The 23,832-nt window shown below is 70.0% G+C and carries 23 protein-coding genes; 16 read left to right on the forward strand and 7 right to left on the reverse strand.

The window, feature by feature from the left end; genetic code table 11:
* The 13 genes from BCF44_RS45895 (at position 1) to BCF44_RS45955 (ending at position 13,002) form a co-directional block, all read left to right on the forward strand.
* On the forward strand, positions 1–819 hold the full coding sequence (locus BCF44_RS45895) for a hypothetical protein (RefSeq protein WP_147328891.1): 819 nt from the start codon (positions 1–3) through the stop codon (positions 817–819).
* A 535-nt stretch (positions 820–1,354) separates the two neighbouring features.
* Complete coding sequence (locus BCF44_RS45900; protein ID WP_246016204.1) at positions 1,355–1,765, forward strand: hypothetical protein; 411 nt, start codon at positions 1,355–1,357, stop codon at positions 1,763–1,765.
* Between the two features lie 452 nt (positions 1,766–2,217).
* Positions 2,218–2,682 carry an ATP/GTP-binding protein gene (locus BCF44_RS45905; RefSeq protein WP_147328892.1) on the forward strand — a complete coding sequence of 155 codons (465 nt, stop codon included), beginning with the start codon at positions 2,218–2,220 and terminating at the stop codon, positions 2,680–2,682.
* A complete protein-coding gene (locus BCF44_RS45910; protein ID WP_116180862.1) occupies positions 2,679–3,401 on the forward strand; it encodes an SAF domain-containing protein in 723 nt (240 codons plus the stop codon). Before BCF44_RS45905 ends, BCF44_RS45910 begins: the two co-directional genes overlap by 4 nt.
* A gap of 19 nt (positions 3,402–3,420) precedes the next feature.
* On the forward strand, positions 3,421–4,263 hold the full coding sequence (locus tag BCF44_RS45915; RefSeq protein ID WP_116180863.1) for a CpaE/TadZ family protein: 843 nt from the start codon (positions 3,421–3,423) through the stop codon (positions 4,261–4,263).
* Positions 4,253–5,821, forward strand: a complete 1,569-nt coding sequence (locus BCF44_RS45920) for a TadA family conjugal transfer-associated ATPase (RefSeq protein WP_116180864.1) — start codon at positions 4,253–4,255, stop codon at positions 5,819–5,821. The genes BCF44_RS45915 and BCF44_RS45920 overlap by 11 nt, the downstream gene beginning before the upstream one ends.
* Positions 5,818–6,726: a type II secretion system F family protein gene (locus BCF44_RS45925; protein WP_116180865.1), complete on the forward strand. Its 909-nt coding sequence runs from the start codon at positions 5,818–5,820 to the stop codon at positions 6,724–6,726. Before BCF44_RS45920 ends, BCF44_RS45925 begins: the two co-directional genes overlap by 4 nt.
* Positions 6,723–7,637, forward strand: a complete 915-nt coding sequence (locus BCF44_RS45930; RefSeq protein ID WP_116180866.1) for a type II secretion system F family protein — start codon at positions 6,723–6,725, stop codon at positions 7,635–7,637. Before BCF44_RS45925 ends, BCF44_RS45930 begins: the two co-directional genes overlap by 4 nt.
* Before the next feature lie 79 nt (positions 7,638–7,716).
* Entirely contained in the window at positions 7,717–7,944 is a 228-nt protein-coding gene (locus tag BCF44_RS45935; RefSeq protein ID WP_116180867.1) for a hypothetical protein, read from the forward strand.
* Positions 7,945–7,972: 28 nt separating this feature from the next.
* On the forward strand, positions 7,973–8,374 hold the full coding sequence (locus BCF44_RS45940) for a TadE/TadG family type IV pilus assembly protein (protein ID WP_116180868.1): 402 nt from the start codon (positions 7,973–7,975) through the stop codon (positions 8,372–8,374).
* Positions 8,371–8,853 carry a TadE/TadG family type IV pilus assembly protein gene (locus tag BCF44_RS45945; protein ID WP_116180869.1) on the forward strand — a complete coding sequence of 161 codons (483 nt, stop codon included), beginning with the start codon at positions 8,371–8,373 and terminating at the stop codon, positions 8,851–8,853. Before BCF44_RS45940 ends, BCF44_RS45945 begins: the two co-directional genes overlap by 4 nt.
* A complete protein-coding gene (locus BCF44_RS45950) occupies positions 8,850–9,293 on the forward strand; it encodes a hypothetical protein (RefSeq protein ID WP_116180870.1) in 444 nt (147 codons plus the stop codon). Before BCF44_RS45945 ends, BCF44_RS45950 begins: the two co-directional genes overlap by 4 nt.
* Before the next feature lie 31 nt (positions 9,294–9,324).
* Positions 9,325–13,002, forward strand: a complete 3,678-nt coding sequence (locus BCF44_RS45955) for a LysM peptidoglycan-binding domain-containing protein (protein WP_170218111.1) — start codon at positions 9,325–9,327, stop codon at positions 13,000–13,002.
* Between the two features lie 246 nt (positions 13,003–13,248).
* Here BCF44_RS45955 and BCF44_RS56140 read toward each other — a convergent pair whose 3' ends face one another.
* Positions 13,249–13,410: a hypothetical protein gene (locus BCF44_RS56140; protein ID WP_170218112.1), complete on the reverse strand. Its 162-nt coding sequence runs from the start codon at positions 13,408–13,410 to the stop codon at positions 13,249–13,251.
* A gap of 404 nt (positions 13,411–13,814) precedes the next feature.
* Between BCF44_RS56140 and BCF44_RS45960 the strand changes: the two genes are divergently transcribed.
* A complete protein-coding gene (locus tag BCF44_RS45960) occupies positions 13,815–14,888 on the forward strand; it encodes a hypothetical protein (RefSeq protein ID WP_147328893.1) in 1,074 nt (357 codons plus the stop codon).
* Positions 14,889–14,999: 111 nt separating this feature from the next.
* Here BCF44_RS45960 and BCF44_RS45965 read toward each other — a convergent pair whose 3' ends face one another.
* The 5 genes from BCF44_RS45965 to BCF44_RS45985 form a co-directional block, all read right to left on the reverse strand.
* Complete coding sequence (locus tag BCF44_RS45965; protein ID WP_147328894.1) at positions 15,000–17,084, reverse strand: AAA family ATPase; 2,085 nt, start codon at positions 17,082–17,084, stop codon at positions 15,000–15,002.
* A gap of 248 nt (positions 17,085–17,332) precedes the next feature.
* The gene (locus BCF44_RS45970) at positions 17,333–18,415 is read right to left on the reverse strand and encodes a DUF6744 family protein (RefSeq protein WP_211353551.1); all 1,083 of its coding nucleotides are present in this window, start codon (positions 18,413–18,415) and stop codon (positions 17,333–17,335) included.
* A gap of 117 nt (positions 18,416–18,532) precedes the next feature.
* The gene (locus tag BCF44_RS45975) at positions 18,533–18,973 is read right to left on the reverse strand and encodes a hypothetical protein (RefSeq protein ID WP_116180874.1); all 441 of its coding nucleotides are present in this window, start codon (positions 18,971–18,973) and stop codon (positions 18,533–18,535) included.
* A gap of 31 nt (positions 18,974–19,004) precedes the next feature.
* Entirely contained in the window at positions 19,005–20,633 is a 1,629-nt protein-coding gene (locus BCF44_RS45980) for a VWA domain-containing protein (protein ID WP_116180875.1), read from the reverse strand.
* Positions 20,634–20,654: 21 nt separating this feature from the next.
* Entirely contained in the window at positions 20,655–21,890 is a 1,236-nt protein-coding gene (locus BCF44_RS45985) for an AAA family ATPase (RefSeq protein ID WP_116181002.1), read from the reverse strand.
* A gap of 92 nt (positions 21,891–21,982) precedes the next feature.
* Between BCF44_RS45985 and BCF44_RS45990 the strand changes: the two genes are divergently transcribed.
* Together BCF44_RS45990 and BCF44_RS45995 are read left to right on the forward strand one after the other, a co-directional pair.
* Positions 21,983–22,237, forward strand: a complete 255-nt coding sequence (locus BCF44_RS45990; protein ID WP_116180876.1) for a hypothetical protein — start codon at positions 21,983–21,985, stop codon at positions 22,235–22,237.
* A gap of 387 nt (positions 22,238–22,624) precedes the next feature.
* Positions 22,625–23,344, forward strand: coding sequence for a hypothetical protein (locus BCF44_RS45995; RefSeq protein ID WP_116180877.1), 720 nt, complete (start codon positions 22,625–22,627; stop codon positions 23,342–23,344).
* 36 nt (positions 23,345–23,380) lie between these two features.
* Here BCF44_RS45995 and BCF44_RS46000 read toward each other — a convergent pair whose 3' ends face one another.
* Positions 23,381–23,809 carry a hypothetical protein gene (locus BCF44_RS46000; RefSeq protein WP_147328895.1) on the reverse strand — a complete coding sequence of 143 codons (429 nt, stop codon included), beginning with the start codon at positions 23,807–23,809 and terminating at the stop codon, positions 23,381–23,383.
* Between the last annotated feature and the right edge of the window lie 23 nt (positions 23,810–23,832).

Raw genomic sequence — 23,832 nt, forward strand, 5'->3', positions numbered from 1 at the left:
ATGACCGACTCAACGACCGAGTCCAAGGCCGGGACTGAGGACGAGGCCATCGGAGCTGCCTTCGCCACCGGTCGCCGTCGTCGTGGCGCCGGCGCGCCGCAGTTGCCTGATCGCCGCAGTGGTGGGCGGGCTGGCACAGTTCCTGAGGCGGCGGTCGCAGCGCACGTGCCTCCTGTTGAGGTGAACGCGCCCCAGAAGCCAGCCAAGCCGGTTGATGACGAAGACTGGGCCACTGGCGTCCAGCAGGGGCCGGCCGCTGACGACTGGGAGTCGGCACCTCCGGCCTTGGAGGATGTTGCAGGTGCTGACGATACCGACGAGAGCGGCGCTGAGGGAGGGTCGACCACTGAGCGGCCCTTGAACGTGACGATCTACCCCCCGCGCGCTCTGGTTGACCGCATTGAGGGCTATCAGGAGACCCAGAAGAAGAGTCTCCGGCTGCGACAGTATGCAAACGGCCGGGTCGTGCTCGACGCCCTGATGGAGGTGGACGAGGACCGCTTGATCGCCGAGGTTGTCCGCCGTCACCGGCCGGAGCCGGCCAAGAAGTCCCGGTTCGTCGCGATGAAGCCCGTCAAGCCCACGGGCGAAGTGAACAAGCCCGGCTGGCACTTCACGATGATCCCGTCGAACCTGGATGCCGCTGACGACCTGGTTGAGGAGGTCAAGGCGCGAGGAGTTCCGACCAACCGGTCGGACCTGCTCTGCACGGCGCTGGACATGTTTCTGCCGCAGCGGATACGTCGGTCGTCCAGGAAGGGCGCGGCTACGTCGGCACCTGAGGACGCGGAGAAGCCTGCCGCCGCCGAGGCGTCGTAAGGAGTCAGGACCCCCGTAGATCCCCCCGCCTGATGTGGGCCCCGCGCGCGAAGGTTGCCGCGGGGCCCACAGTCGTACTTGCAGGGCCATTTGGCTACTCGGCGCAAGCGACAGCCTTTGCAAGCGCTGCCCGTATGGGTGATGGACCTGCGAGCTACTACTGTCCGTAAGTGTCAAGGCTAGCCCAACTGGGTGAAGTTCGCATGGATCTTTTGGACTAGCGTGTGGGTGTCGAGGTTCTATCGTCACAGGTAGGAGGAAACCTGCTCTATTGACAACACCGGGGTGCCCCGGTCCTCCACACTCGGGGGTTATGGCACACCGGGTATTGGGGGAGATGCGCATGGCACCAGGCTTGCGGCAACGCTGGGTGACGACGAGGGCGTCGTTGAGCCTTGCGCTTGCGAGCGGCCTCATGCTGGCCGCCTGCGCTGGTGGCGGAGGGACGGGGTCTTCAAGCGTCGGTGGGTCGTCGACTGAGAGTTCGCCGACGGCTACGTCCGCATCGCCAGAAGCGCTAGCGACGAACGCCGCGATGGTTGCATACGAGGGCTACTGGACCGTGAGCAATCAGGCGAACTCGGCGCCTGGGAAGCAGGACTGGCACGCCGAGCTCGCCAAGTACGCGGCAGACCCTGCGCTGACACAGCGGATCCAGGCGCTCGCCAACTTCGCTTCCGTACCCGCTCACTTCGTGGGAGAACCGAAGCGCTCGCCACAACCAACTTCTGTATCCCTGCAGCAGCCGCCGCGGGTAACGATCACAGACTGCTTGGACGTTTCCGAGTGGAAGTTGGTCAGTGACAAGCCTGGCGAGGTGGGGAAGAACTTGAATGATCCGAACCAACCGCAGCGGTACAAGTTCACTGCCGAAGTCGTGCAGTATCAAGATCCGTCGCGCTGGCTGGTTCAAAAAACCGAGCCGCACTTGGATCAGACATGCTGAATAGACTGTCGAAGGTAATGGTCCTTGTTTTCGCCGCCGGAGTAGTACTCGTCGGCGTCAACGTCGTGTCTACTACGCCGGCCTTTGCTGATGGTCAGCCATGCAAGGTCATCAGCGACCAGGGCGTTTGCTTGATTGACGTCACATCCCCGGGTCGTCCGGGTGGGCCGCAGGACCCAGGGCAGGGAGGGCAGGGTGGCCAGGGCTCGGGACCGGGTAGTCCAGTAACGAACCCGTGCAAGTACGTGCCGTTGAGTCCCCAGCCGCCCGCTGGGGATCCCATGTGGCAAGGTCACAAGCCGTCTGATGGGACGCTTATGCAGCAACTTTGCCTGAGTGGTTCGCAGACGAGCATAGGTTTGATGACGGTGGTGTTCGTACCAAACGGCCAGGATCCTGCAGCGGTCGCACCACCGGATCCAGCAGTTCTGGCGCAGCAGGCGATTGCCCAGATGGTGCTATTGAAGCCCACTATCGAGATGGCGCCGCCGCCCGGATCCGCCGGCGCGGTGGTCGGTGTGCCGGTGTGGATGTGGATCGACCGCGGTCCGTCGAACACCGGACCGGTCTCGAAGAGCGTCTCCGCCGGCGGGGTCACGGTCACCGCGACGGCGGTGGTATCCGAAGTGGACTGGGCTATGGGCGACGGCCACAGCGTGACCTGCACGAGCCCGGGAACGCCGTACGACGTCTCCCGTGCAGCGCAGGGCAGCCCGGACTGCGGGTACGTCTACCAGCTGCGGAGCCTGCCCGAGCGCACCGGCGGCAGCGGGAAGTACCAGATCACGGCGACTTCCGTGTGGTCGATCCACTGGGCCGGCGGCGGCCAACAGGGCAACCAGACGCTGCGCCTGTCCGCCAGCACCACCCTCGCGGTCGGTGAGCTGCAGAGCGTCAACCGCGGAGGCAATGGATGACCACGACCACGTCCGTCTACTCAGGACCGCAGCCAGGCGGTGCTCCGTCCAGCGGGCCACTCGGCGGGGCCGGCACGCCGGCGATGCCCGCGCCGCGCCGGCGCCGCAAGCCGGCGTTGTTCGCGCTCGCGGTCGCGTTGATCGTGCTGGGCGCGCTGGGTGCGGTGTGGGCGGTTAACCAGGCGTCCGCTCGAGTGTCCGTCGTCGGGATGCGGGACACCGTCGCGTTCGGACAGACCGTGCAGCAACGTGACCTCGTCGAGGTGCAACTGCCCGACGATCCGGCGCTGCACCCGGTGCCGTGGTCGCAGGCGGCGTCCCTGGTCGGCAAACGGGCCGCTACCGACCTGCAGGCCGGCAGCTTGATCACCGCGAACGCGGTCACCGACCAGGGCGTGCCCCCGCAGGGCAAGGACATGGTTGGGGTGCCGGCGAAGTCGAACCAGATGCCCGGCACGCCGCTGCACCCGCGCGACCGGGTGTTGCTGGTGCCCTACAGCGGCGGTAGCGGCTCCGGAGAGCAGTCCGGGGGTGCCAGCACCGACAGTGGCTCCGGGGCTGGCTCGTCGGCGCTGTCGGCCGAGGTGTACGCGGTGCGGGCGGCCGACGCCAACGGCGTGAGTGTCGTCGACGTGCTGGTCCAGGACGGCCAGGGCGCCGGACTCGCGCAGCGCGCGGCTGCGGGGCAGATCGCCATCGTGCTGCTGCCCAAGCAATAAGGAGAGGAACGACCAGACCATGTTGATCGCGTTGGTGTCCGCGAAGGGCGCGCCCGGCGTCACGACCTCCACGCTGGCCATGGCGTTGACCTGGCCCCGCGCTGTCGTGCTGGCCGAGTGCGACCCTCGGGGCGGCGACGTGCTCGCCGGGTTCGCGGCCGGCCGGTTGCCAGCGGACCGCGGCCTGGTCGAGCTGCAGATCCGTGGCCGCAACAACACCATGGCGAACGAGTTGCCATCCCAGCTGGTCCAGCTGCCCGGCACCTCGCAGGCCCAGTACCTGCTGCCGGGAATCGAGTCCGCGCAGCAGGCCGGCGCGATCGACTGGGACCAGCTGGCGGGCGTGTTCCGGCGGCTGCACGACGAGCGCCAGGTCGACGTGCTCGCGGACTGTGGCGAGGTCCACGCCCAGCACTCACCGGCGCCGATCTTGCGGGCTGCTGACCTCGTGGTGCTGGTGGCGCGGACGACCATGCCGGCCGTGCGAGTGGCGGTGAAGACCGCGGCCGCGCTCCGCACTGACCTGCAGAACAACGGAATGGGCGCCGACCGGCTGGTCGCGCTGCTGGTGTCCAGCCCGCACGGCTACTCCAAGGACGAGATCGGCAAGCAGCTGGACCTGCCGGTACTGGGCGAGATTCCGTGGCACGAAACGGCAGCGCGGGTGCTCAGCGAGGGTGCTGACATGCGGGATCGCTACCTGCACTCGAAGCTGGTCAAGGCCGCCTCCGACGCCGGACAGCGGGCGGGCACGTGGGCGTGGCAGCACTACAGCGAAGCCGATGCGATGCGGCGCAGCGCCCAGCCGATCACCAACGGGTATCCGGTGCCGACGATGATGGGGGAGCGACGTGGCCGCTGACCAGCAACATCGCACCGTCCAGCCCTACGTGGGGTTCCCGGTGCAGGACGACGGCAACGGGCCGACCAGCGTCGTTCCGGCGGCGTTGATCGCCACCGCCAGCAACGGTCGAGCACCGGGGGCCGCCGGACCGGGTCGGGCGGTGGTTGCCTCACAGCGGCCGGCCACAGTGGACTACGCGCTGATCGAGCGGATCAAGAACTCGGTCAACAGCAGCCTGGACAAGGTGCAGGAGTCCCGCGAGACGCCGCTGGACGACGACGGCGTGAAGCAGCTGGCGCGGCAGCTGATCGAGGAGGCGCTGCAGGGGCTGGCGCGGGACCGCACCAACGCCGGCCAGGCGCCGCTGCGGGCGGAGGAGGAGCAGCGCGTCCGGGCCGCGGTCTTCTCCGCTCTGTTCGGCCTGGGCCGGATCGAGCCGCTGCTCAACGACCCCGACGTCGAGGACATCGTCATCACCGGCACCAGGCCGGTGTACCTGCTCTACTCCGACGGCCGGCAGGAACTCGCGCCGCCGGTGGCCGACACCAACGAGGAGCTGCTCAACCAGCTTCAGCTGATCGCGACCCACCACGGCCAGAACGAGCGGCAGGTCAGCGCCAGCATGCCGTTCCTGAACATGCGCCTGCCCGACGGGTCCCGGCTCGCGGCGATGTGGTCGATCACCCCCGAGCCGCACATCGTCATCCGCAAGCACCGGTTCGTCGACATCAGCCTGGCCGACCTGGTCCGGATGGGAACCCTGTCGGGCGCGATGGCCGCGTTCCTGTCGGCCGCGGTCGCCGGAAAGTGCAACATCCTGGTCGTGGGCTCGCCGCGGGCAGGGAAGACCACGCTGCTGCGGGCGCTGGCGCGGTGCCTGCCCGCGGCCGAGCGGGTGGCCACCCTGGAGACCGAGTACGAGCTGCTGCTGCACGAACTGCGCGACGACCGAGGCGAGCTGAGGTGGCCTCACATGCTGCCGTGTGAGACCCGCCCGGGCACCGGCGAGGTGCTCGCGGACGGCCGCGTGATCGGCGAGGTGAACCTGGAGCACCTGCTACCGCAGTCGCTGCGGATGAGCGTGGACCGCGTGATCGTCGGCGAAGCCCGCGGACCCGAGGTCGAGCCGATGCTCATGGCCATGCTGCGCGGCTACCCGGGCAGCATGTCGACGTTCCACGCCAACTCCGCCCACTCCAGCTTCGACGGCCTGGGCTCGCTGCTGATGTCGAACAACAACGCCTGGAACCGCGAGTCCGCCCAACACTTCATCGCCAGCGCCCTCGACCTGATCGTCTACGTGGACTACGTCGACATCCCCGGCGGCCGCCAGCGGTTCGTCACCGAGATCGTGGAGGTCACCGGGCCCGGCGAGGGCACCCGACCGGCGACAACGACGATCTTCGGCCCGAACCCGCAGCTGGAATCCGCCGGCGACCCGCGCGGATACCCACTGCACCAGCCCGAGTCGACCCGCGGCCGGCTGCGCCGGGTCGGCTTCAACTGGAACTGGCTCAGCGAACAGCACGGCAGCTGGGAGAACCCGTTCCCGCACGGCGGCAGGAGCGCGGCATGAACCCCATCAGCCTGATCGTGGCCGTGTCGACGGCTGTCGTGCTCACCGGCGTTGTGCTGCTCGTGCTCGCCATCCGCGGCCGCGAACCCGACAGCGCGCCGGACTTCGTCCGTAACCGTCGGTTCGGCTCCCGGCTGAGCCTGCGCGGCAAGGGCCCGGAGGCCCGTTCGCGCCGGTTGCGCGCGGCCGCCGCCGCGGTGGCGTTGGTGGGCGTGTGGGTGCTCACCGGATGGCCGGTGGCCGCGCTGCTGGTCAGCGGCGGCATCCTGGCCGTGCCGTACCTGTTCGGCGCGGCCAGGCAGGCCAAGCGGCGCATCGCGCGACTGGAAGCCCTGGAGGAGTGGACCCGCCGCATGGCCGACTCCATGGCCTCGGGCAGCGGCACCGTGCAGACCATCGTCCGCTCGGCGCACAACGCGCCGGACGCGATCGCCGCCGACGTCACCACCCTGGCCAATCGTCTGTCCACGCCCCGCTGGGACAAGCAGGCCGCGCTGCGGCAGTTCGCCGACACCTTCGACGATGCCCCGGCCGACATGGTGGCCATCGCCCTGGGCATTGCGGTGAGCACCCAAGGCGCCCGCCGCGTCACTGACGTGCTGCGCGACATGGCAGCGCAGGTCAGCGAAGAAGTCGAGGCGCAGCGCGCGATCGAGGCCGACCGTGCCGAGCCCAGGTCGGTCGCCCGCAACATCTTGATCATCCTGGCGGTGTTGGTCGTCGCCATCGTGCTGGCCGGGCAGTTCACTCGGCCCTACGGCACACCGCTGGGCCAGATGGTCCTCGTCGCACTCGGCGCCGTGACCTTCACCGCGTTGTTGTGGATGCGCCGCCTGCAGTTGGGCACACCGGTGCCGCGGATCCTGGTTGACGCACCGGTGCCCGAGGCGGGGGAGGAGCGATGAGCGGCAACCTGGTGTTCCTGCTGATCGCCGGCGGCGCCGTCGGACTCGGGGTCCTGCTTCTGCTGCGGGGGCTCGCGCCCGTCCAGACCGATCTCGCCGACGGCCTGGCCAGGCTAGACACCAGCACATTGCTGGCCGAGCAGCCCGGCCTGGCCAGCCTCGGCACCGTCGAGGACCCGACCACGCTGACCCGGCTGTTCACCGCGGTCAGCCACCGGCTCGGCCGGCTGAACATCACCACACCCGACAGCGACCTGCAGATCCTGAGCATGACCCGCGACCAGTACATCGGCCTGCGGGTTCTGGCCCCGTTGGTCGGGTTGGCGTTGGGCCCCGTGCTCACCGTGCTGGGCTGGGTGGCCGGCTTCCCGATTCCGGTGGTGTTCAGCCTGGTGGAGTCACTGCTGCTGGCCGCCGTGATTTGGTGGTGTGTCGGCCGCGTCGTCGCCGGCCGGGCCGAGGACGCTCGCCGGGAGATGCGCTACGCCCTGGTCAGCTACATCAACGTGGTGGCCCTGCACCGGGCCGCCGGGGCCGGCATCGTCTCCGCGCTGCACGAGGCCGCGACGGTGTCCGGGTCCTGGGCCTTCCGGCAGATCACTCGACAACTGGCCTACTCCGAACGCGCAGGCCAGCAGCCGTGGGAGGGTCTGGCCGACCTCGCTCGCACGCTGGACATCAAGGAGCTCGCCGACATCGGCAGCATCGCCAGTGTGTCCGGCGTGGAGGGCGCTGCGGTCTTCGACACCCTGCTGGCCCGAGCCAGGTCACTGCGTTCTCAACTGCTGGCCGACGAGAAGACCGAGGCCGCCGAGTCCTCCACCAAGCTGACCTACCCGCAGACCGTGCTCGCCGCGGTGGTGATGGTGTTCCTGCTGTTCCCCGCGATGATGCGGCTGCTGGGTGGGTGAGACCGATGCCGAAACGACGACATGACAGCACCTCGCGACCGTCTCACCGTGGGGGAATCAACACCGAGGAGCACAACCGATGATCCGCAATCTGCAGACCCACCTGATGATGCTGTTCGCCTTCACTGGCGACACCGCGGAGTCCGTCCGGGCCCGGCTCGCCGCGCTACGCGCAGAACCCGAGCGCGGCGGCGGCAAGGGGTCGATGGAGGAGATCCTGCTCGCTGTCGGAGGCACGATCATCGCAGCCGCCGTGCTGGCCGGGATCGGCGCCGCCGTCGCGGCGGCGGTCGGCAAGCTCGGCTGATCGCGGCCGGAAGCCGGGGACTCAAATCATGCCGCCGCGCCGCTGGCGAAGCTTGCGCGCCGAGCCCGAGCGCGGGGGAGGCACCTCACTCGCGTGGGTCATCGTGATGCCCGCGATCCTGCTCGTGATTTTCACCGGGGTACAGGCCGGCCTCTGGTTCTACGGACGAGTTCTGGCGCTGCACGCTGCCCAGGAAGCGGTGCTGGCCGGCCGGGTTGACCCGGTGTCCACCGCCCGTGCCCAGCAGCGAGCCCAGCAGTTCCTCGACGAGGCCGCCGGCGACTGGATCACCGCACCGACCGTCGACGCCACCACCGACGGCGACACCGTGCGCGTGACTGTCACCGGCCGATCGCTGACGATCGTGCCGGGATTGAACTTGACCTTCAGCCAGACCGCCGCCGGCGGCGTGGAGAGGCCAGCGCCATGAGCAATCCTCACCACGCATTGCGGCACCGGTGGCACACCCTGACCAGCGAATCCGAGCGCGGCGGCGGCCGAGCCGCACTGGAGACGGCTATCCTCGCCCCGGTTTTGATCCTGGTGTTCATCATCCTGGTCATCGCGGGCGGGCGGATCAGCAGCGCCGGCTCGGCGGTGGAGGAGGCCGCCCGGGCCGCGGCCCGCGAAGCCTCGCTGCAACGCGACGGAGCCACCGCGCAGAGCAGGGCCACCAGAATTGCCGAGCAGAGCTTGGCCGGCCAGGGCCTGGTGTGCGACTCGCTGCAGGTCGTGGTAGATACCAGCCAGTTCAGCAGGCCACTGGGCCAGCCCGCCCAGGTCACGGCCACGATCACCTGCCAGGTCCGGCTGTCCGACCTCGGGCTGCCGGGTGCCCCGGGCAGTAAGACTATGACCAGCACCTTCGTCTCGGTCATCGACCCGTACCGTGAACGGGGGCAAGCATGATCGTGTGGCTGCGCGCCGCCTGGTCCCGCCTGGCCTTCCACCCCGAGCGGGGCGGCGGAGGGATCTCGCTGATGATCGTGCTGTTCGTGCCGGTCGCGCTGATCGTGCTGGCGCTGGTCGTCGACGGCGGCGGCAAGGCGCGGGCGATCAGCCGCGCCGACAACATCGCAGAGGAGACCGCCCGCGCCGGCACGACCGGGGTCAACATCGGCGCGCTGGGCCAGGGCAGCGGCCAGGTCCTCGACGCGAACGCCGCGGTCGCCGCCGCCCGCACCTACCTGGCCGCCGCCGGCGTGCCTGGCACCGTCGCCGTCGAAGACGGAAACCGACTCACCGTCACCGTCACCATCAGCCAACCGACCGTCCTGCTAGGCATGATTGGCGTCGACCAGTGGACCGTCACCGGGCACGGAACAGCGCAGCTGCTGCGCACCGGCTGACATGTCCACGAGGCCACAGGGAGGCGACCATATGAGCACACCACGAACAGCGCGGCGACCAGGCCGCCTGCAGGCGGCGCTGCGCGGCGCCGGCGCGTTGGCCGCCCTGCTCGTGCTGTTGGTGGGCGTCCCAATCGGACTGTGGATCGTCGGCCACGGCTACCTGCCCTCGTCGGTGCCGAGCCTGCAGCAGGTCCAGGACGCACTGACCACACAGGACTCCGGGCAGCTGCTGCTGGGAGTCGCGGTCGTCATCGGCTTCCTGGCCTGGGCGGTGTTCGCGATCTCCACCGTCATCGAGCTCGCCGCGCGCGTGCGCCGCCGTCCGGCACTGCAGATCCGCGGCCTGGGCTGGGCCCAGACGATCGCCGGAATCCTGCTGACCGCGATCATCACCGGCCTGCTCGGCGGCACCGGCGCCAACGCCGCCACCGCGCAGGCCCTGCCGCTGGATGCCCATCAGGGCCGGCCGGCCACGACCTCCGCGCCCGCGTTCCCCACGGCGACGGCCCCGACCGGCGCGCCGACGGCGGCCGCGGCGACCACGTCGGTGACCAGTTCCACGACGGCGACGCCGGTCAGCACCTCCTCGCCGCAGCAGACCTCCGCCCAGCCGCCGGCAGCGGGCCAGCCCGCCGCTCCCGCGGCGAGCCCGGCCGCAGCCCCGCAGCGCACCTACACCGTCCGCACCCGCGACACCCTCTGGGGACTGGCCCAGCGCTGGTACGGCGACGGTGTCGCGTTCAGCAAGATCAAGGACCTCAACGTGGGTCGGGCGCAGGCCGACGGCCGCGCGATGGACGCCAGCGGCGAGATCTTCCCCGGCTGGAAACTGGTCGTTCCCGCCGACGCCGCCGTGCCGGCGTCCGAGCTGGACACCACGCCCGGACCGGCCCACGACGTCCAGGTCACCGTCTACCCGGGAGACACACTCTCCGAGATCGCCCTGGAGGAGACCGGCGACGCCAGCAACTACCCGGCCATCTTCGCCCGCAACGCCGGACACCCCCAGGCCGACGGCCGGGCCCTGACCAACCCGGACCTGATCTATCCGAACTGGACACTCACCGTCCCGGTCCCCGGCGCCGCGCCGGCTCCGCCCGCGGCGACATCGGGCCAACCGCCGGCAGCGCAACCCAGTGCCCCGCCCGCCACGCCCCAGCAACAGTCGACGCCCCAGCAGACGACCTCCGCACCCACCAGCGCCGCCCCGCCGGCGACCACCGCCCCGCCGGCCAGCGCCGCCGTTCCGCCCGGGGCGACCGCGCCGGCACAGCCCACCACGCCCGCCCAACAGCAGCCCACGAACACGGCGCCGGCACCGACCTCGGCCCAGCAGCCCGTCGCACCCCCGAAGACCACCACCACGCCCGTGGCCACCCCGGCAACGCCGACCACCACACCTGTGGCGGAACCTGCGGCCGACGGCCTGCTCGGCGACCTGCTCCACGCCCCGTTCGCCCTGACGGTCTCGGCGATCCTGGCCGGCGCCCTGAGCGTCGGGCTCGTGGTGGCCCGCCGCCGCCAGCACCGCCACCGCGGGGACGGCCGCCAGGTCGCGCTGCCGTCCAACGCCGCGGTCCGGGTCGAACGCGCGATGCGCGCCGCCTCCGCTCGCGCCGACATCTCCTTTTTGGACCTGGCCCTGCGGTCGCTGTCGGCCCAGCTGGCCGACCAGGACCACGACAACCTTCCCGACGTCCTCGCCGCCTGGCTGGGACCGGCCGGCCTGCGTCTGCAACTGGCCCAGCCGCGCCTGGACGCGCCCGCGCCGTTCCAGGCAGAGGCCGACGGGCTGCACTGGTTCGTGCCGGCCGACGCCGACCTGCCGGTCACCGCGGACACCGCGGCCGACCACCTCGCGCCCCTGCCCACCCTGGCCAGCGTGGGACGCCTGGACGACGAGCAGTTCCTGCTCGACCTCGAGGGCCTGGGCGCGCTGTGCATCACGGGCAACCCCACGAAGGCCGTCGAGCTCCTGCGCCACCTGGCCGCCGAACTGGCCCACAACATCTGGTCGGACGGGCTGGACGTCCTGCTGGTCGGAGAGTGGGGCGCCGCCCTCACCGCGATCAACCCCGCCCGCATCCGCGCCGTGCCGACCCTCTCCGAGGCCCTCACCGGCCTCAGGCAGCGCCTGGACGACGCCCACCGGACGCTGGAGTCCTCCGACGCCGAATCCGTCCTGCACGGCCGCGTCAACGACCTGGACGGGGACGCCTGGATGCCCGAGGTGCTCCTGGTCGCCTGTCCCGAGGACTCTGACCCCGAGGCCAGCACCGAGGCCGAGCTCGTCGACGTCCTGCGGCAGCTCGCCGAGGTCGGGCGCTCGGTCGTGGCCGTGGTCGCCACCGGCGTGGCCGACCCCACCGCGCCCGGCCTGACCATCGAGATCGACGCGACCGGCACGCTGACCGTGCCGGACCTGGTCGCGGACCCGCTGCGGGCCGAAGGAATCCCCGAGGCCATCGTGGGCCAGTTCGTGGAGCTGTTCGCCGCCGCGCAGGCCGACGACGAACCCATCCCCGAGGCATCCGATCCGGCACCGTGGGCCCAGATGATGGACGCCTCCGGCCGCCTGATGACCAGCCAGGAGACCCCACTGGTCTCCGCAGACAGGACGCCCGGCGACGGCACCGAAGCCGCCGAGCCGATGGCGCAGCAGAACGTCGGACGCCCAGCGCAGCCCGCCGAGCCGCCGGCAGCCCAGCAGTTGTCGGCCGCCGACCCCGGCCAACAGGATGGTGACCGCGACGGCCAGGGCGATCCGGCGTTTCACGGCCGGCTCGTCGAGTTCTCGCCCCGCGACGGCGGCAGCCAGCAGCAGGCACAGGCCCAGCTCGACCTCGTCCGCGAACAGGACCCGACCCTGGACGCGGACCTGCGGGAATGGCACGCCGTGGACTGCGTACGGCCGAAGGTCGGAATCCTCGGCGAGCCCACCGTGGCAGGACCCGGTTTGCCGCCGCAGCAACGCATGCAGTTCTACACCGAGGTGCTGACCTACCTGGCCCTGCACCCGCGCGGCGTCAAGCCCGACAAGCTCGTCGACGACCTCTGGGAAGGCCAGCAGGTCCAGCGCGTCACCTACCGACAGGTCATGAGCACCGCTCGTAAATGGGCCGGCACCTTCGCGGGCGACGACGGCACGCAGGAGTTCTACCTCACCCACGCCCGCAGCGACGAGCCCTACCGGCTGGTCGACTGTCTACTGGACTGGGCGCTGTTCCGGCGGCTGCGCAAGCGCGCGCAGGCCGCCACCGCCGCCGGCGACGTCGACACCGCCGTCACCGACTACCGCGCGGCGCTGGACCTCGTGCGCGGTCCGGCCTTCGCCAACCTCCGCCCGGGCGGCTACTCGTGGCTGGCTAACCGGGACCAGAGCCACGACCGGCACCTGCCTGGGTTCGTCGCGGAGACCGCGACCGAGCTGGTGGACCTGGCGCTGGCCGCCGGCGATTTCGAGCTTGCCGAGTGGGCCGCCACCACGGCCCTGTCCGCCGACCCCTACCGAACCGAAGACCGGCCGCTGCTGGACCTGATGCGCATCGCCCACGCCCGCGGCGACCAGGCCGCGCTCGAGCGGCACGCCCGCCAGCTGCTCGCCGACGCCGACGCCGAGGTGCCCGAAGACCTGCCTCCGCACACCTTCGCCACGTTCAACGAACTGCTGCCCCGAGGGCTGCGGTCGCTCCGGCGCGGCGCCTGACCCTCGGAGCGAAAACGGGTCCAGCGCGTCGGGGGGCGTCGCGCTGGACCTCGCCCAGAACGTCGTTCCCGACGGCCGGCCCGTTACGCCGTCCGGACGCCAGGTGTGCCGTGGCCGGCCAAACGGATCCGGTCGACCGGGGCGCCGTGACCGCGAATGCAGCGGCAGGCCGGGGTGTTCATGCTCGGCGCGGCCAGCCCGACCAGCCGGCACGGTGGGGCCCGGCCGGGCCCCACCGTGCCGGCGTCAGGCCTTGCCCCGCACCGCGGTCACGATCGACACGATCTCCGGCGCCCGCGCGACGAACACGACGCCGACCACCGAAGTCACCGCCAGGACCAGCAGGACGAGGATCACCAGACGCTGGAACTGTGCCTGGTCGTGAAGGACCCCCTGAAGGAGATCCACCAGCCGCGGCAGAACCGGCCGCCGACGGCGGTCCGGCGTCGCGCGATGCCGGCGGAGACGCCGGGGCCGGGGAGAAGGAGATACGGTCGACACGGTGCTGACTCCTGCCTATGTGCGCTTCCGGGGATTGGCGCCACCGAGGTGGTCCCCTGTCGTCAGCAGGGGGCCACCTACCCAAACAGGGCTCTGACCTGGGCTTCTGGGCCGTGCGGTGAACGTGATGCGAAGCTAGCCGGACCCCGGCCGTCGCCGCCACCACCCTGTTCGATACGCTTTGGACCGCCACGGTCGACCCGAAGCTTCCCTCCTCGAACGAGGAGCACATGGCGGTCCAAAACGTATCGGCCAAGCCGTATGCAAAGGGAATTTTACCTATTGAAGTTGCCCCATAAGGAGCAACGTCGATGCCCCAAGGCGATCAACCCGCACAACCACCGTCCGGCGCCAAGGACCCCCGCAGGCGCCGCAGCCGGCTACAGGCCCGGCTGAAGACGCTCACCGCGTTGCGGGAGTCCTGCGGCTCCCGCGCTTATCCCGGGCTCGTAGACCACGTCCAGGCCGCCTGGGCTGCTGCGCTCGAGGCCAACCCGCCGCCGCAACACCTCGTGCTCGATCGCTCGCTCGTGCTTCGGCCCGAGCATCCGATGCCCTGGTGCCGTGACGTGGCGGCGCACGACCGCAAGCCCTTGATCAGGCGCCTTGCCAGCCCCCGCGGCATCACCGTGCAAGTCCTGCTCCTGGCTCTCCTGATCGAACAGACACGGCCGGAACCCGACCGCGGAACCGCCACGACGGTGCCGGTCCAGCCGTCCAACCGCACCCACCAGAACCAGGTGGCCTGGCCCGACCTCGTCACCGCCCATACGAAGGACACCTCCGACGACCCTCGCACCGTCTATGGCCGCCGCCATGAGGAGAAGCGGTACCGGCAGGTCACCTCCGCGCTGTCGACCCTGGACCAGGTCGGCATGGTCAAGATCAAGGAGCACGGCGTTCGGGACCGGTTCGAGGGCTTCCAAGTGCTCGCTGAGAACGTCGACAACCACAGCACTCCGGTCCCGTACCAGATCCCCGACAGCACACGGGCGTTCACAATCCCGACCACGTTCGTGACCAACGGGTGGGTCGGGCTGCTCACCGAGAGCGAGATCACCTTCTACCTCGCGGTCGCTTACCTGCAGTCTCTCCAGGTAGGCGAGGTGAAAACCCCCGTCAGCCTCCCCAAACGCACTCGCGAGCAATGGTTCGACTTCGGCAAGGACACCTTCGAGGCCCACCGCGAGCTCTTCCAGTTCGGACTGATCCAGACCACCATGGATCCACGACAGGAGTTCGACTACCGCCGCAACTTCGAGCAGGAGGACCGCGGCGACCCACACGTGTTCGGTGTCGTCCCTGGCGGTCTGGACCAGCCAGCCGAACGCGCCATCGGGGACGGTCTGGAACGTCTGATCGAGTTTCTCGAGTTCCTCACGTAACCGCGACCAGCCGCTGTCCACATGGACGTCGGACGAGCGAGCATGTCGGTGGTGGCGCGGCGCCGGTTGGTCTGCCTGCCCCGTTCGGTGCCACAGACGCCGCGCCGGTGATCATCTCTGTGTCGCGCCGGCGTCGAGCACGCGCCGGTAGAGGGCGTCGGCCAGTTGCGCGATTGCGACGCTGGCCGGGCAGTCGGGTTCCGTGATCACGAACAGCTGGCCGAAGGACACCGACCGCTGGACAGCCGAATCGCTCGGGATCCCAGGGGACAGCAGAAGCCCGGTCGCCGACTCCGGCAAGCCGCGTACGGCCTCGACCAGCCGCTGCCCGATACGGGTCGGGACCAGGCCGAGGAACCGGCCGCCCACGTCCTCCGGAGCGACACCCGATTCGTGCAGGATCCTCTCGAGCTCTGCGGCGATCTCCTCGGCCGAATAGGGAATGAACTCCATGGCGATGTCCGGCTCGGACACGAGATCGTCCTCGGCCAGGCCGTCATCGTCACCGCGTTCGCCTGAGTGATCGGGCTCGATGGAGTCGGCCGGGACGTCCAGCAAGCCGGCATTGTGCTCGATCCACCCCTGGTGCTCAGTGTCCCAAGTGGAGCCGAACAGCGACCGACCGGTCTCGGCGACCTGGGTCAGGAACGGCGCCCGGTTGGCCTCGCGCCACGCCTCGACCCTGGCTGCAGCGGCGGCCTCGCGGGCCCGGTGCTCGTCGGTCAGCTCGTCCTCGGTCACGCTGTCGTCCTCGTCGAGCAACTCGTACACGTCGTCCAAGCCAGACAGCGCGGCAAGGCAGTCGCCCAGGGGCTCGTTTGTGTAGCCGATCCTGGCCAACGCGTTGTCCAGCATCTCGTTCGGCGCCACCAACTCGTCCCCCTGCGCCTGGATGCGCAGCACCTCAGCCAGGTCGACGTAGCGGTCGTAGGCGTCGTCCAACCAGGACCACAGCTCATCCCGAGCCAGCACCGCCTCGTCGCGGTCGGAGTCGCTGGTCTCCCAGGTGCCGAAGATCGCCTGGTTCACTGGGACGCAGGTGAACACCGCGTCGGCCAGATGCGCCGCGTACGCAGCGGCCGGGCCTGCACCCAGCGGTGGCGCGTCGAGCAGCACCAGGTCCGAGGTGGCGGCCGCTGCCACCAGTAGCGCCCGCAGCTGCGCCTGCGTGCAATCCACCGGCCCGGGCAGCACCGCCAGGCGCCCGCCGCCGTCGGATGCGTGCAGCGTGATCACCTGCTCGGCCACGGACGACCAGTCGCCGGTCGCGATGAGGCGGTCCATCGCCGCGCGGGCCTCGGCTGATCGGGCCTGCTCGACGCGGTCGCTGGCGTACCAGTCCAACAGGCCGTTGAACTCGGCCAAGTCGATGATCAGCACCCGTTTCCCGGCTTCGGCCAGGGAGGCGCCGACGTTGACCACCGTGGTGGTCCGGCCGGTGCCGCCGCGTTGGGCAACGCAGGCGACCGTGACGCCCGCCGGGCGCCGAGCCCGAGTGGGAAGGAGGAGTTCCGGATGGGGGCCGACCAGATCGGCCATCGTCGGCAGCGCCTTCGCGAAGTCGATCTCCACGGCATCGCGCCACAACCCGATACGGCGCAGCGCGGTGCTCCCGCGGGCGATCAGCTCCGCGTGGGGCCGGTCAAATCGACGCGCGGCGAGGCGTTCGACTGGCTGCCACGGGTTATCGCTCGCATCAACAGCGACCGCGTCGGGCTGCGAGGCGCTCAACTCGGCCAGCGCACGCTTCCACACCGCGGCGGTGTTGTGCAGCACAAGTTCAGCGGCCTGGCCGGGCACGTACAGGCTCACGCGGTTGCGTCCGAGCAGTCGCCAGCGCAAGCCCTCGATCCCGGTCACGCCGGCGGCATAGGTCCACCTGGGCACGACGGCGTCGGCCAGCAGCGTTGTGGCCTCGTCAGTGAGGTACAGGGCGAGGTTGCCAGCAGTGGGGGAACTGGCGCGGATGCCATACGGGGCGTGGTCGAACCGTGCGGGGGCGTGCCGGCCGATGCGGGCCGCCAAGGCGGACAGGACCCGAAACTCCAGCAACGCCTGCTCCGGCTCCGTCGCGTCCGGCACCAGGGCCATGCCCGGCACCTGGTTGCGCAGCTGAACTTCCGCCTGCTGAAGGGTTTCTCCGGTGTAGGCGGTGCGGGCCCGAGCGCGGGACACGTTACGTGAACGGGCGGACATAGCCGCTGGCCTTCCCGACGTGCACCGCCCGGCTCGGGCCGTCGAAAAGTGTCGGACGTACCGTGAGTGACACAGCACAGGCCGAGCCCCTGCTCAAGGTTCTGCTGGCCAAGTGCGTCGCCATCAGCCGGGAGGCAACGCGCCAGCAAGGCCTCCTGCTGGCCCGCGTCACGCAGCGTACACCACGCGAGCACTCCCGGACGGAGTCCGGCGACGGACCCGCGGACGAAGGCACGAACGCCGGGCGCCTACTCGTCGTCATCGTCGTCGTCGGGAGTCGGCGCGATGCCGGCCAGCAGGCTGGTCAGCTGGAGCTGAACCAGTTGCAGCGCCGATTCGGCGTCGTCCAAGGAGGTCGACAGCAGCTCGGAGTGCTCGGCGGTCTCGTCCTTCAGCGCGGTGAACCGCCGGTACAGGGCCTGCTTCTCGGCATCGGTCGCGTTGGCGCCGCGGGCCTCGGCGATGTCCATGGCGAGCTTCTGCAGCTCGTCCGTGGCCTTGCTGGTGAACGAGGCGATGATCAGCTCGCGCATCTCATCCTGGTCCGGAAGGGGAATGCGCGCCAGCTGCGAGCGCCCACCGAACCGGGAGACCAGCGTCCGCAGCGCGGCCAAGGTGTCCGCGTGCTGACGATGCACGAAGTACACGCCCCCGGTTGGGCGCACCCGCAGCGCGCCGAGGTCCTCGATGTAGTTGCGCAGCAACGAACGCAGCTTGTCCGCGCTGAGGAACACGCACAGCCGCTGGTAGCTCTCGCTGACCTCGTCGAGAAGCTGGCGCACGACGGTCTGTTCCGCCTCCGGCAGTGTCTTGATCACGCTGTTGTCCGGGGCGACGTTGATCGCGCCCATTCCATCGCCCAGGGAGGCGTTGCTGGTGTCGCGCTCGAACACCACGTACCCCAGGTGCGTGTCGTAGCTGAGCTGCTCGGCACGCTCGTCGCGGACCTCGCGGACCAGATGCCGCACGACTCGGTCCGGGTCGCGGCTGACCGGCCTGATGAGCAGCGTCGCGACCTTCTCGGCCGCGCCGCCGCCCTTGCGTAGCCGTCGGCGGGCCTCCGGGCTGGTCGGGTCGTCCAGCGGGTAGGACTCCGTAGGGCCCTTGCGGCCGGTCACCCGCTCGAAGGCGTCGATGTTGCGCAGGGGAGGGGGTAGGTACCGCAGGTCCAGGTCCAACTCGCGGAACCACTGCGTGAGCTTGTCCAGGGTGACCTCGCCGTCGAACACGGAGTAGAGCACCAGGTAGCCCAGCAGCGGAGTCTGCTGGGCCTCCAAGGCCTCGGCGTAGGACGCGAACTGGTCGGCCTCGGCGCGCTGCTGCGGTGCCATGATCGCCCTCCGTAGGAAAACGCACGTTTTACTACCATATCGGAATCGGAGTCGTTGGTGAGTTGATGCCGTGTGAGCTGCGGTGACGCGTCAGTTGGGGGAGGAGGTGGTGCGCCGTCAGGACCGGCGATCGTCGAACCGCGGGACGCCCCCGAGGATCGCGATGACCTCTGCGGTCATCGCGGGGACGTCGAGGGCGGTGAGCACCTCGAAGCCGCCGAGTTCGGCGTTCACCAGAGTGGCGATCGTCGCGACGACGTCGGCGGGGGCCTGGCCGTACAGCACGGACTCGATGGGCAGCCCGAGGGCGGCGAGAGCCTTGTGCGCGCGAGGGCAGTGGGTGCGCACCACCAGCGCCCACGCCCGCTCCGGCACGTCGACGGCGGACAAGGTCAGCGCCGCGACCACGGCCTCGGTCGAGGCGGCCGGCGAGGCGATGTGGTCCCAGTCTGGCCAGAACTCGACGCGCGGTCGCTGCCTGGTCTGCGGCAGAACCTCGCCGGCCTCCGCCTTGAGGCGGGTGAACAGCTCCTCGGTGGGCCTGACGAACGCGGTCACGACGGCACCTTTCGGACTCGGATGCTGCGGGTCAGAGCAAGCGGAACAGGTCCGCGACGGGATCGGGGTCGGCCAGGTCGTTGATGTCGCGGAGGTTGTCGCACAAGGTGGTGAGCACGTCGTCAGGTTGCGGGGGACCGGGGGCGATCCGGACGCCGAAGAGCCGGAAGTCCAGCAGGCGCTTGGCGTCCAGCCAGTCGCGCATCCAGGCTTCGGAGATCTCGGCCAACCCGTCGGTGATCAGCACGATGTCGCCGTGCGCGCGGCCGTGTTGGGTGTGCTCGGTGGCCAACATCTCCACACCCAGCCCCAGCGGCGCCTCGAAATCCGTGCCGCCGTTGAAAAAGGTCTCGGCGAACTCCAGGACGGCGTCGATGTCCAGGGCCTGGCGGGCAGGGAAGTGGAACGCCTGCACCTCGTGCTTGCTGGAGAACAGGATCCCGACGAAGTCCCGCTTGCGGGCGCGGGCCTGATCCAGCAGCGCCAAGGCGGCCGCCTTGGCCCACGCCTCGCGGGTGCTGGTGCGGCCGTCAGTGGTGGTGTGGCTCGCGCCCATCGTGCCGGAGCAGTCCACGCAGGCGATGATCGCGCCGCGGCCGGCTTTCTCCTCGCCCTTGGTGTCGAAGACCAGCAGCCGTCGCTCGGCGTACCGTGCGGCGAAGGCCGCCCGCAGCGCCGGCACCCCGAGGTTGGCGATCTCCGACGGGATCACGAGTCCCAGGTCGTCCCCAAGCGTGACGCCGATCAGCTCTCCCGGCGCGTGCTCGACGGCCCGTGCTCGTTCGCCTTCGGCCATCACCCGGAATCGGCCGACCAGGTCAACGAACCTCGCCATCCTGTTGGTGCGCAGCCGGCTGGCGAGCTCGGCTCGCTGCTCGAAACTCATCCGCTCCAGCTGGCCTGGGTTCACACCCCAGGCGGCCATCAGCGCGGCCTCCTGACGGGCCTGCTCGGCCGCCGTGGCCATGGCCTGACGCATCTCGCTTCGAACCGCGGCAGCGTGGCCGGCCAGCGCGGCGTCGGCGCCCGCGCCGGCGGCGGCGGCCTGGTGCTCGGCCTGCTCGGCGCCGGCGATGGCGCTCTCCACCGACTCCGCAGCCTCAGGCGCGACGTCGCCGTCGGCGTCCGCGGCCTGCTCGGCGCCGTTGAGCTCGTCGCTGACCTGCTGCGCGGCCAGGGCGAGCTGCTGCTGGGCGCGTTCGGCCTGCTCGGCCTGGTCGCGGGCGTCCTCGGTGCGATCGAGCAACGATCGGAGGGTGTCGGCCTGGGCGAGCACGGCCATCGCCGACGCGTACTGGTCGCCGACCGTCTCACGGCGCAAGTCGTCGAACTCGGGGCTGTCCAGCATCGAGGCGATGATCTGCCGGTTGGGCAGACGGGAGGTCAGCATCTCGTTCTCGCCGCGCACCTGCGGATCGACCTTGTAGGCGGCAGCGAACAGGTCCCGCAGAAGGTCACTCGTGTGGTCGTGGGTCTCGGCGAGTTCGTCAGCCAGGTCCCGTAGCGCGCCGGACTGCTCGAGCGTGTCGCGCCACATCATCTCGTCGAACCGGTCCGCGGCCACCGCGGCCGCGTGCCGTGCCGCCGGCGCCGAGACGGCCTGCGTCAGCCACCGGCCGGCTCGGCGGGCGAGGTCAGCGAGCTTGGTCAACGCGCCCACGGCGACACCTCCCGGTCGTGATCAATCCTGGTCGAGCGTTTGGCGGACCACGGCGGGGTCGATGCGCAGGGCCTCGATCAACACGCGGGCCGTCACCGCGCGCAGCTGGGCGAGAACGCGGTCGACGGACTGGGTGGAGCGGCCGTCGGCCAGGGCCTTCTTCTGCATCGCCTCCAGCTTCCTGCGGGCGGTGCTCAGCTTCTTGTTGGCCTCCTTCGTTCCCCACTCCGACAACTTCTCGTGGGACTCGCCGGCCTTGGCATCCAGCTCACGTTCGATCTGGGCGATGGCGTCACCCAGATCGAGCGCGGCGCGGGCGTCCGGGTTGATCAGGGACAGGACCTCGCGCTCCACGGTGGGCCGTTGGGCGGGGGAGTCCCAGAGCACGTGGGTGAGGACCTCGAGGTCGGTGTCGGTGACCTCCGCCCTGCCGTCGAGGTATGCGCTGGCCTGCAGCAGCCTGATGGCCTGCTTCCACCGGCGGTCGGAGGTGATCAACTCGGCGCGGCGCAGCGCCCGACGAAGGTCGCAGATCGCGTTGATGACGCCGTCGGGCACCTGCACGGCCGGCACCGTCACCCGCACCGCGTGCAGCAGATCAGCCAGATCGACGGTGGTGGGTTCGGACTTCGTCGGCGTCTGCACCGCCGAGCGCACCAAGGCGGCGAAGTTGGTGGGGTCAACGAGATAACCGACCTCGATCCGCACCAGCAAACGGTCGTAGATCGCCGCCAGTTCGTCGTCGGCGGGCAGCTCGTTGGACGCGGTGATCGCACTGACCAGCGGGCATTCGAGCGGGGAACCGCCGGCCTCGGGGTGGTACAGCCTTTCGTTGAGCCACGCCAACATCTCGTTCAGAGAGGCCGACGAGCACTTGAAGATCTCGTCCACGAACGCGATCTCGCACTGGGTCGCTCGGCCTTCGAACAACTGCCGGTACTCCCCGTCGCGGGTGAGTGCGCCGACGTCGACCGGCCCGAAGATCCGCTTGGGATCGGTGAACTTGCTCAACAGCACTTCCCAGTACCGGGCGCCGGTGAACCGACTCGTCAACTCCCGGGCCAGCTGGGACTTGGCCGTGCCGGGCGGGCCGAGGACCAGCGCGTGCTGGCCGGCCAACACGGCGAGCAGCAGTGTCCGGACCACCTCCTGACGCTCCAGGAAGCTCGCGGTCAGCTCCTCGACGATCTGCCGCAGCCGGCCGGCCGTCATGTCGGGATCGGCCACCGGCAGGTGGTCCGTCTCCGTGGTGGTCATCGCCATCCTCCACAAAGTGGATATCCACTTTTCTGGCATGACGGTAGCAGCTGCGGTTGCAAAGTGGATAGCCAATTAGCCAGGATGGGGGCATGTCCGGTGATCAGCGTCGGCAGCACGCCCGGTTGTTCCGGCCGGACCCTGAGGAGTTCGCCCCCGCGCGTGCTGTGCTCGACGCCCGCGGCTTGGTGCTCAGCGACTACTTGCGGGCGACGCTGGTGTGGCTCGCCGCGAACCCGGACGAGGCGCTGGCCACGTTGGCCGCGCACTGGCCGGTGCCGCGAAGGCTGGGGCGCCCGCCGCGTGAGGTGGACGATCCAGGGCCGGCGGAGCAGCGGGTCGACTAGGAGGTCCTTCTCGGCGCAACCGCTCGGGGGAGTCTCGGCACTGCCGCCAGGGCGGAACAACCAGGGCCGTCCTCCAGGGTTGGACACGGACCCGAGGGAGAACCTGGGGGGCCGCCGGCGACGCGAGCACCCCTACGTCACGACGTCGACGAGGAACACCGCCGACGGCACCGGGCACTGTAGACGTTGCGTGCTCGAGCTGGTGAGCGCGGCGCTGCCAGGCGAGCCAATGCGTAGCAAAACGCGCGTTTTACTACTGGCAGAGGTGTCGAAGCTCCTCTCTCACTGATAGCCTCATCTCGAAACTGTGTTCGATTTCGAGGTTGCGGTCGACACCCCATCGACCCGTGACCAGACCGCCGGCACGTCACGGGGGAGGAGCCGCACATGTCAGAAGCCGCCCTCGCTGATGTGCTGACTCGGGCCTCCGACGTTGTCCAGAGCGCGACCGAACTCGCCGAACGGGCGAGCGACCTCGCTGCCCGCCCGGTGCTTCCCGTCGTACCCAGCCTGTCCGGTGTTCTGCCCGACGCCGGCCTGCGCAAGGGCAGCACCATCTCCGTCACCGGCTCGACCTCGCTGCTGCTGGCACTGATCGCCGAAGTTACCCAGCGAGGCTCCTGGGCAGCCGTGGTCGGCGTGCCGGATCTCGGCTTGGTCGCCGCCGACGAGCTCGGCGTGGTCACGCACCGGGTCGCGATGATCCCTTGCGTGCCGCACGAGACGGCCGGCGACGTCATCGCCGCACTGCTTGACGGCTTCGACATCGTCGCCGTCGCCGCCGAGCAGGCCCTGCCCCGTGGTCAACGGGGCCTCACGCTGGCCCGCCGACTCACAGCGCGAGCCCGAAGCCGCGCTGCGGTGCTGCTGACGATCGGAGCCTGGCCCGTCGCGGACCTGACCCTCCAGTGCGCCGAGCTTCGATGGGAGGGCCTCGCTGCCGGCACGGGATACCTGCGCACCCAGGACGCGCTCGTGACCGTCCGCGGCCGCGGCACCGCGGCCCGACCCAAGACCGTGCCGGTGCGGCTTCGCGGCACCAACGGCCCCGCACTCCGCGACGACGCGCCCGGCTCCATGGCGACGGTGCACCGACTCAGAGCCTGAACTGTCCTCGCGTGACAAACGGAATGCGCTCCGAGATCACGCGTCGGGAACGTCGGTGCCGCTCAGCTTCCGCAACGCCGTGTTGAGCTCCTCGGACAGCCTCAACGCCCGCTCCAAGCCTTCGATCTTTCTGTTCGCCGCCTCCAAGTCAGAGGTGGTGGCGTTCAATTCGGACCGCAGCCGTTGGAGTTCAGCCGCGACCCGGACCGGGTCGTAGTCCACCAGCAGTTGCCGAACCTGGGGCGCGGTCTCCTGCAGGGCTGTGACGAGCTCGTCGAACCGGCCCAGCACCGCGGGGACGGCTCCGCCCTCGATCGGCTGCACCCTGCGGCGAGCCTGGTCGCGGTTGTACTTGGCTCGATGCGCCGAACTGCAGAATTTCGGCGTGGGGCCACCGCCGGAAGGCGCCGTCAGGGCTACCCCGCACTGCAGGCATTCCAGCCCGCCGGCCGAGTCGGCCGGCAAGTCGGGCTCAGGTCCTTCGGACT

The sequence above is a fragment of the Kutzneria buriramensis genome, from assembly GCF_003387475.1.
Taxonomy (GTDB): domain Bacteria; phylum Actinomycetota; class Actinomycetes; order Mycobacteriales; family Pseudonocardiaceae; genus Kutzneria; species Kutzneria buriramensis.

Bases quoted from the DNA above. Each gene is read 5' to 3' on its own strand.
- BCF44_RS45995 (WP_116180877.1), top strand. From the start codon at position 22,625: ATGTCAGAAGCCGCCCTCGCTGATGTGCTGACTCGGGCCTCCGACGTT.
- BCF44_RS45915 (WP_116180863.1), top strand. From the start codon at position 3,421: ATGTTGATCGCGTTGGTGTCCGCGAAGGGCGCGCCCGGCGTCACGACC.
- BCF44_RS45910 (WP_116180862.1), top strand. From the start codon at position 2,679: ATGACCACGACCACGTCCGTCTACTCAGGACCGCAGCCAGGCGGTGCT.
- BCF44_RS45985 (WP_116181002.1), bottom strand. From the start codon at position 21,890: ATGACCACCACGGAGACGGACCACCTGCCGGTGGCCGATCCCGACATG.
- BCF44_RS45895 (WP_147328891.1), top strand. From the start codon at position 1: ATGACCGACTCAACGACCGAGTCCAAGGCCGGGACTGAGGACGAGGCC.
- BCF44_RS45925 (WP_116180865.1), top strand. From the start codon at position 5,818: ATGAACCCCATCAGCCTGATCGTGGCCGTGTCGACGGCTGTCGTGCTC.
- BCF44_RS45935 (WP_116180867.1), top strand. From the start codon at position 7,717: ATGATCCGCAATCTGCAGACCCACCTGATGATGCTGTTCGCCTTCACT.
- BCF44_RS45950 (WP_116180870.1), top strand. From the start codon at position 8,850: ATGATCGTGTGGCTGCGCGCCGCCTGGTCCCGCCTGGCCTTCCACCCC.
- BCF44_RS45990 (WP_116180876.1), top strand. From the start codon at position 21,983: ATGTCCGGTGATCAGCGTCGGCAGCACGCCCGGTTGTTCCGGCCGGAC.
- BCF44_RS45905 (WP_147328892.1), top strand. From the start codon at position 2,218: ATGGTGCTATTGAAGCCCACTATCGAGATGGCGCCGCCGCCCGGATCC.
- BCF44_RS45965 (WP_147328894.1), bottom strand. From the start codon at position 17,084: ATGTCCGCCCGTTCACGTAACGTGTCCCGCGCTCGGGCCCGCACCGCC.
- BCF44_RS45940 (WP_116180868.1), top strand. From the start codon at position 7,973: ATGCCGCCGCGCCGCTGGCGAAGCTTGCGCGCCGAGCCCGAGCGCGGG.
- BCF44_RS45945 (WP_116180869.1), top strand. From the start codon at position 8,371: ATGAGCAATCCTCACCACGCATTGCGGCACCGGTGGCACACCCTGACC.
- BCF44_RS45930 (WP_116180866.1), top strand. From the start codon at position 6,723: ATGAGCGGCAACCTGGTGTTCCTGCTGATCGCCGGCGGCGCCGTCGGA.
- BCF44_RS45955 (WP_170218111.1), top strand. From the start codon at position 9,325: ATGAGCACACCACGAACAGCGCGGCGACCAGGCCGCCTGCAGGCGGCG.
- BCF44_RS45960 (WP_147328893.1), top strand. From the start codon at position 13,815: ATGCCCCAAGGCGATCAACCCGCACAACCACCGTCCGGCGCCAAGGAC.
- BCF44_RS45970 (WP_211353551.1), bottom strand. From the start codon at position 18,415: ATGGCACCGCAGCAGCGCGCCGAGGCCGACCAGTTCGCGTCCTACGCC.
- BCF44_RS45900 (WP_246016204.1), top strand. From the start codon at position 1,355: ATGGTTGCATACGAGGGCTACTGGACCGTGAGCAATCAGGCGAACTCG.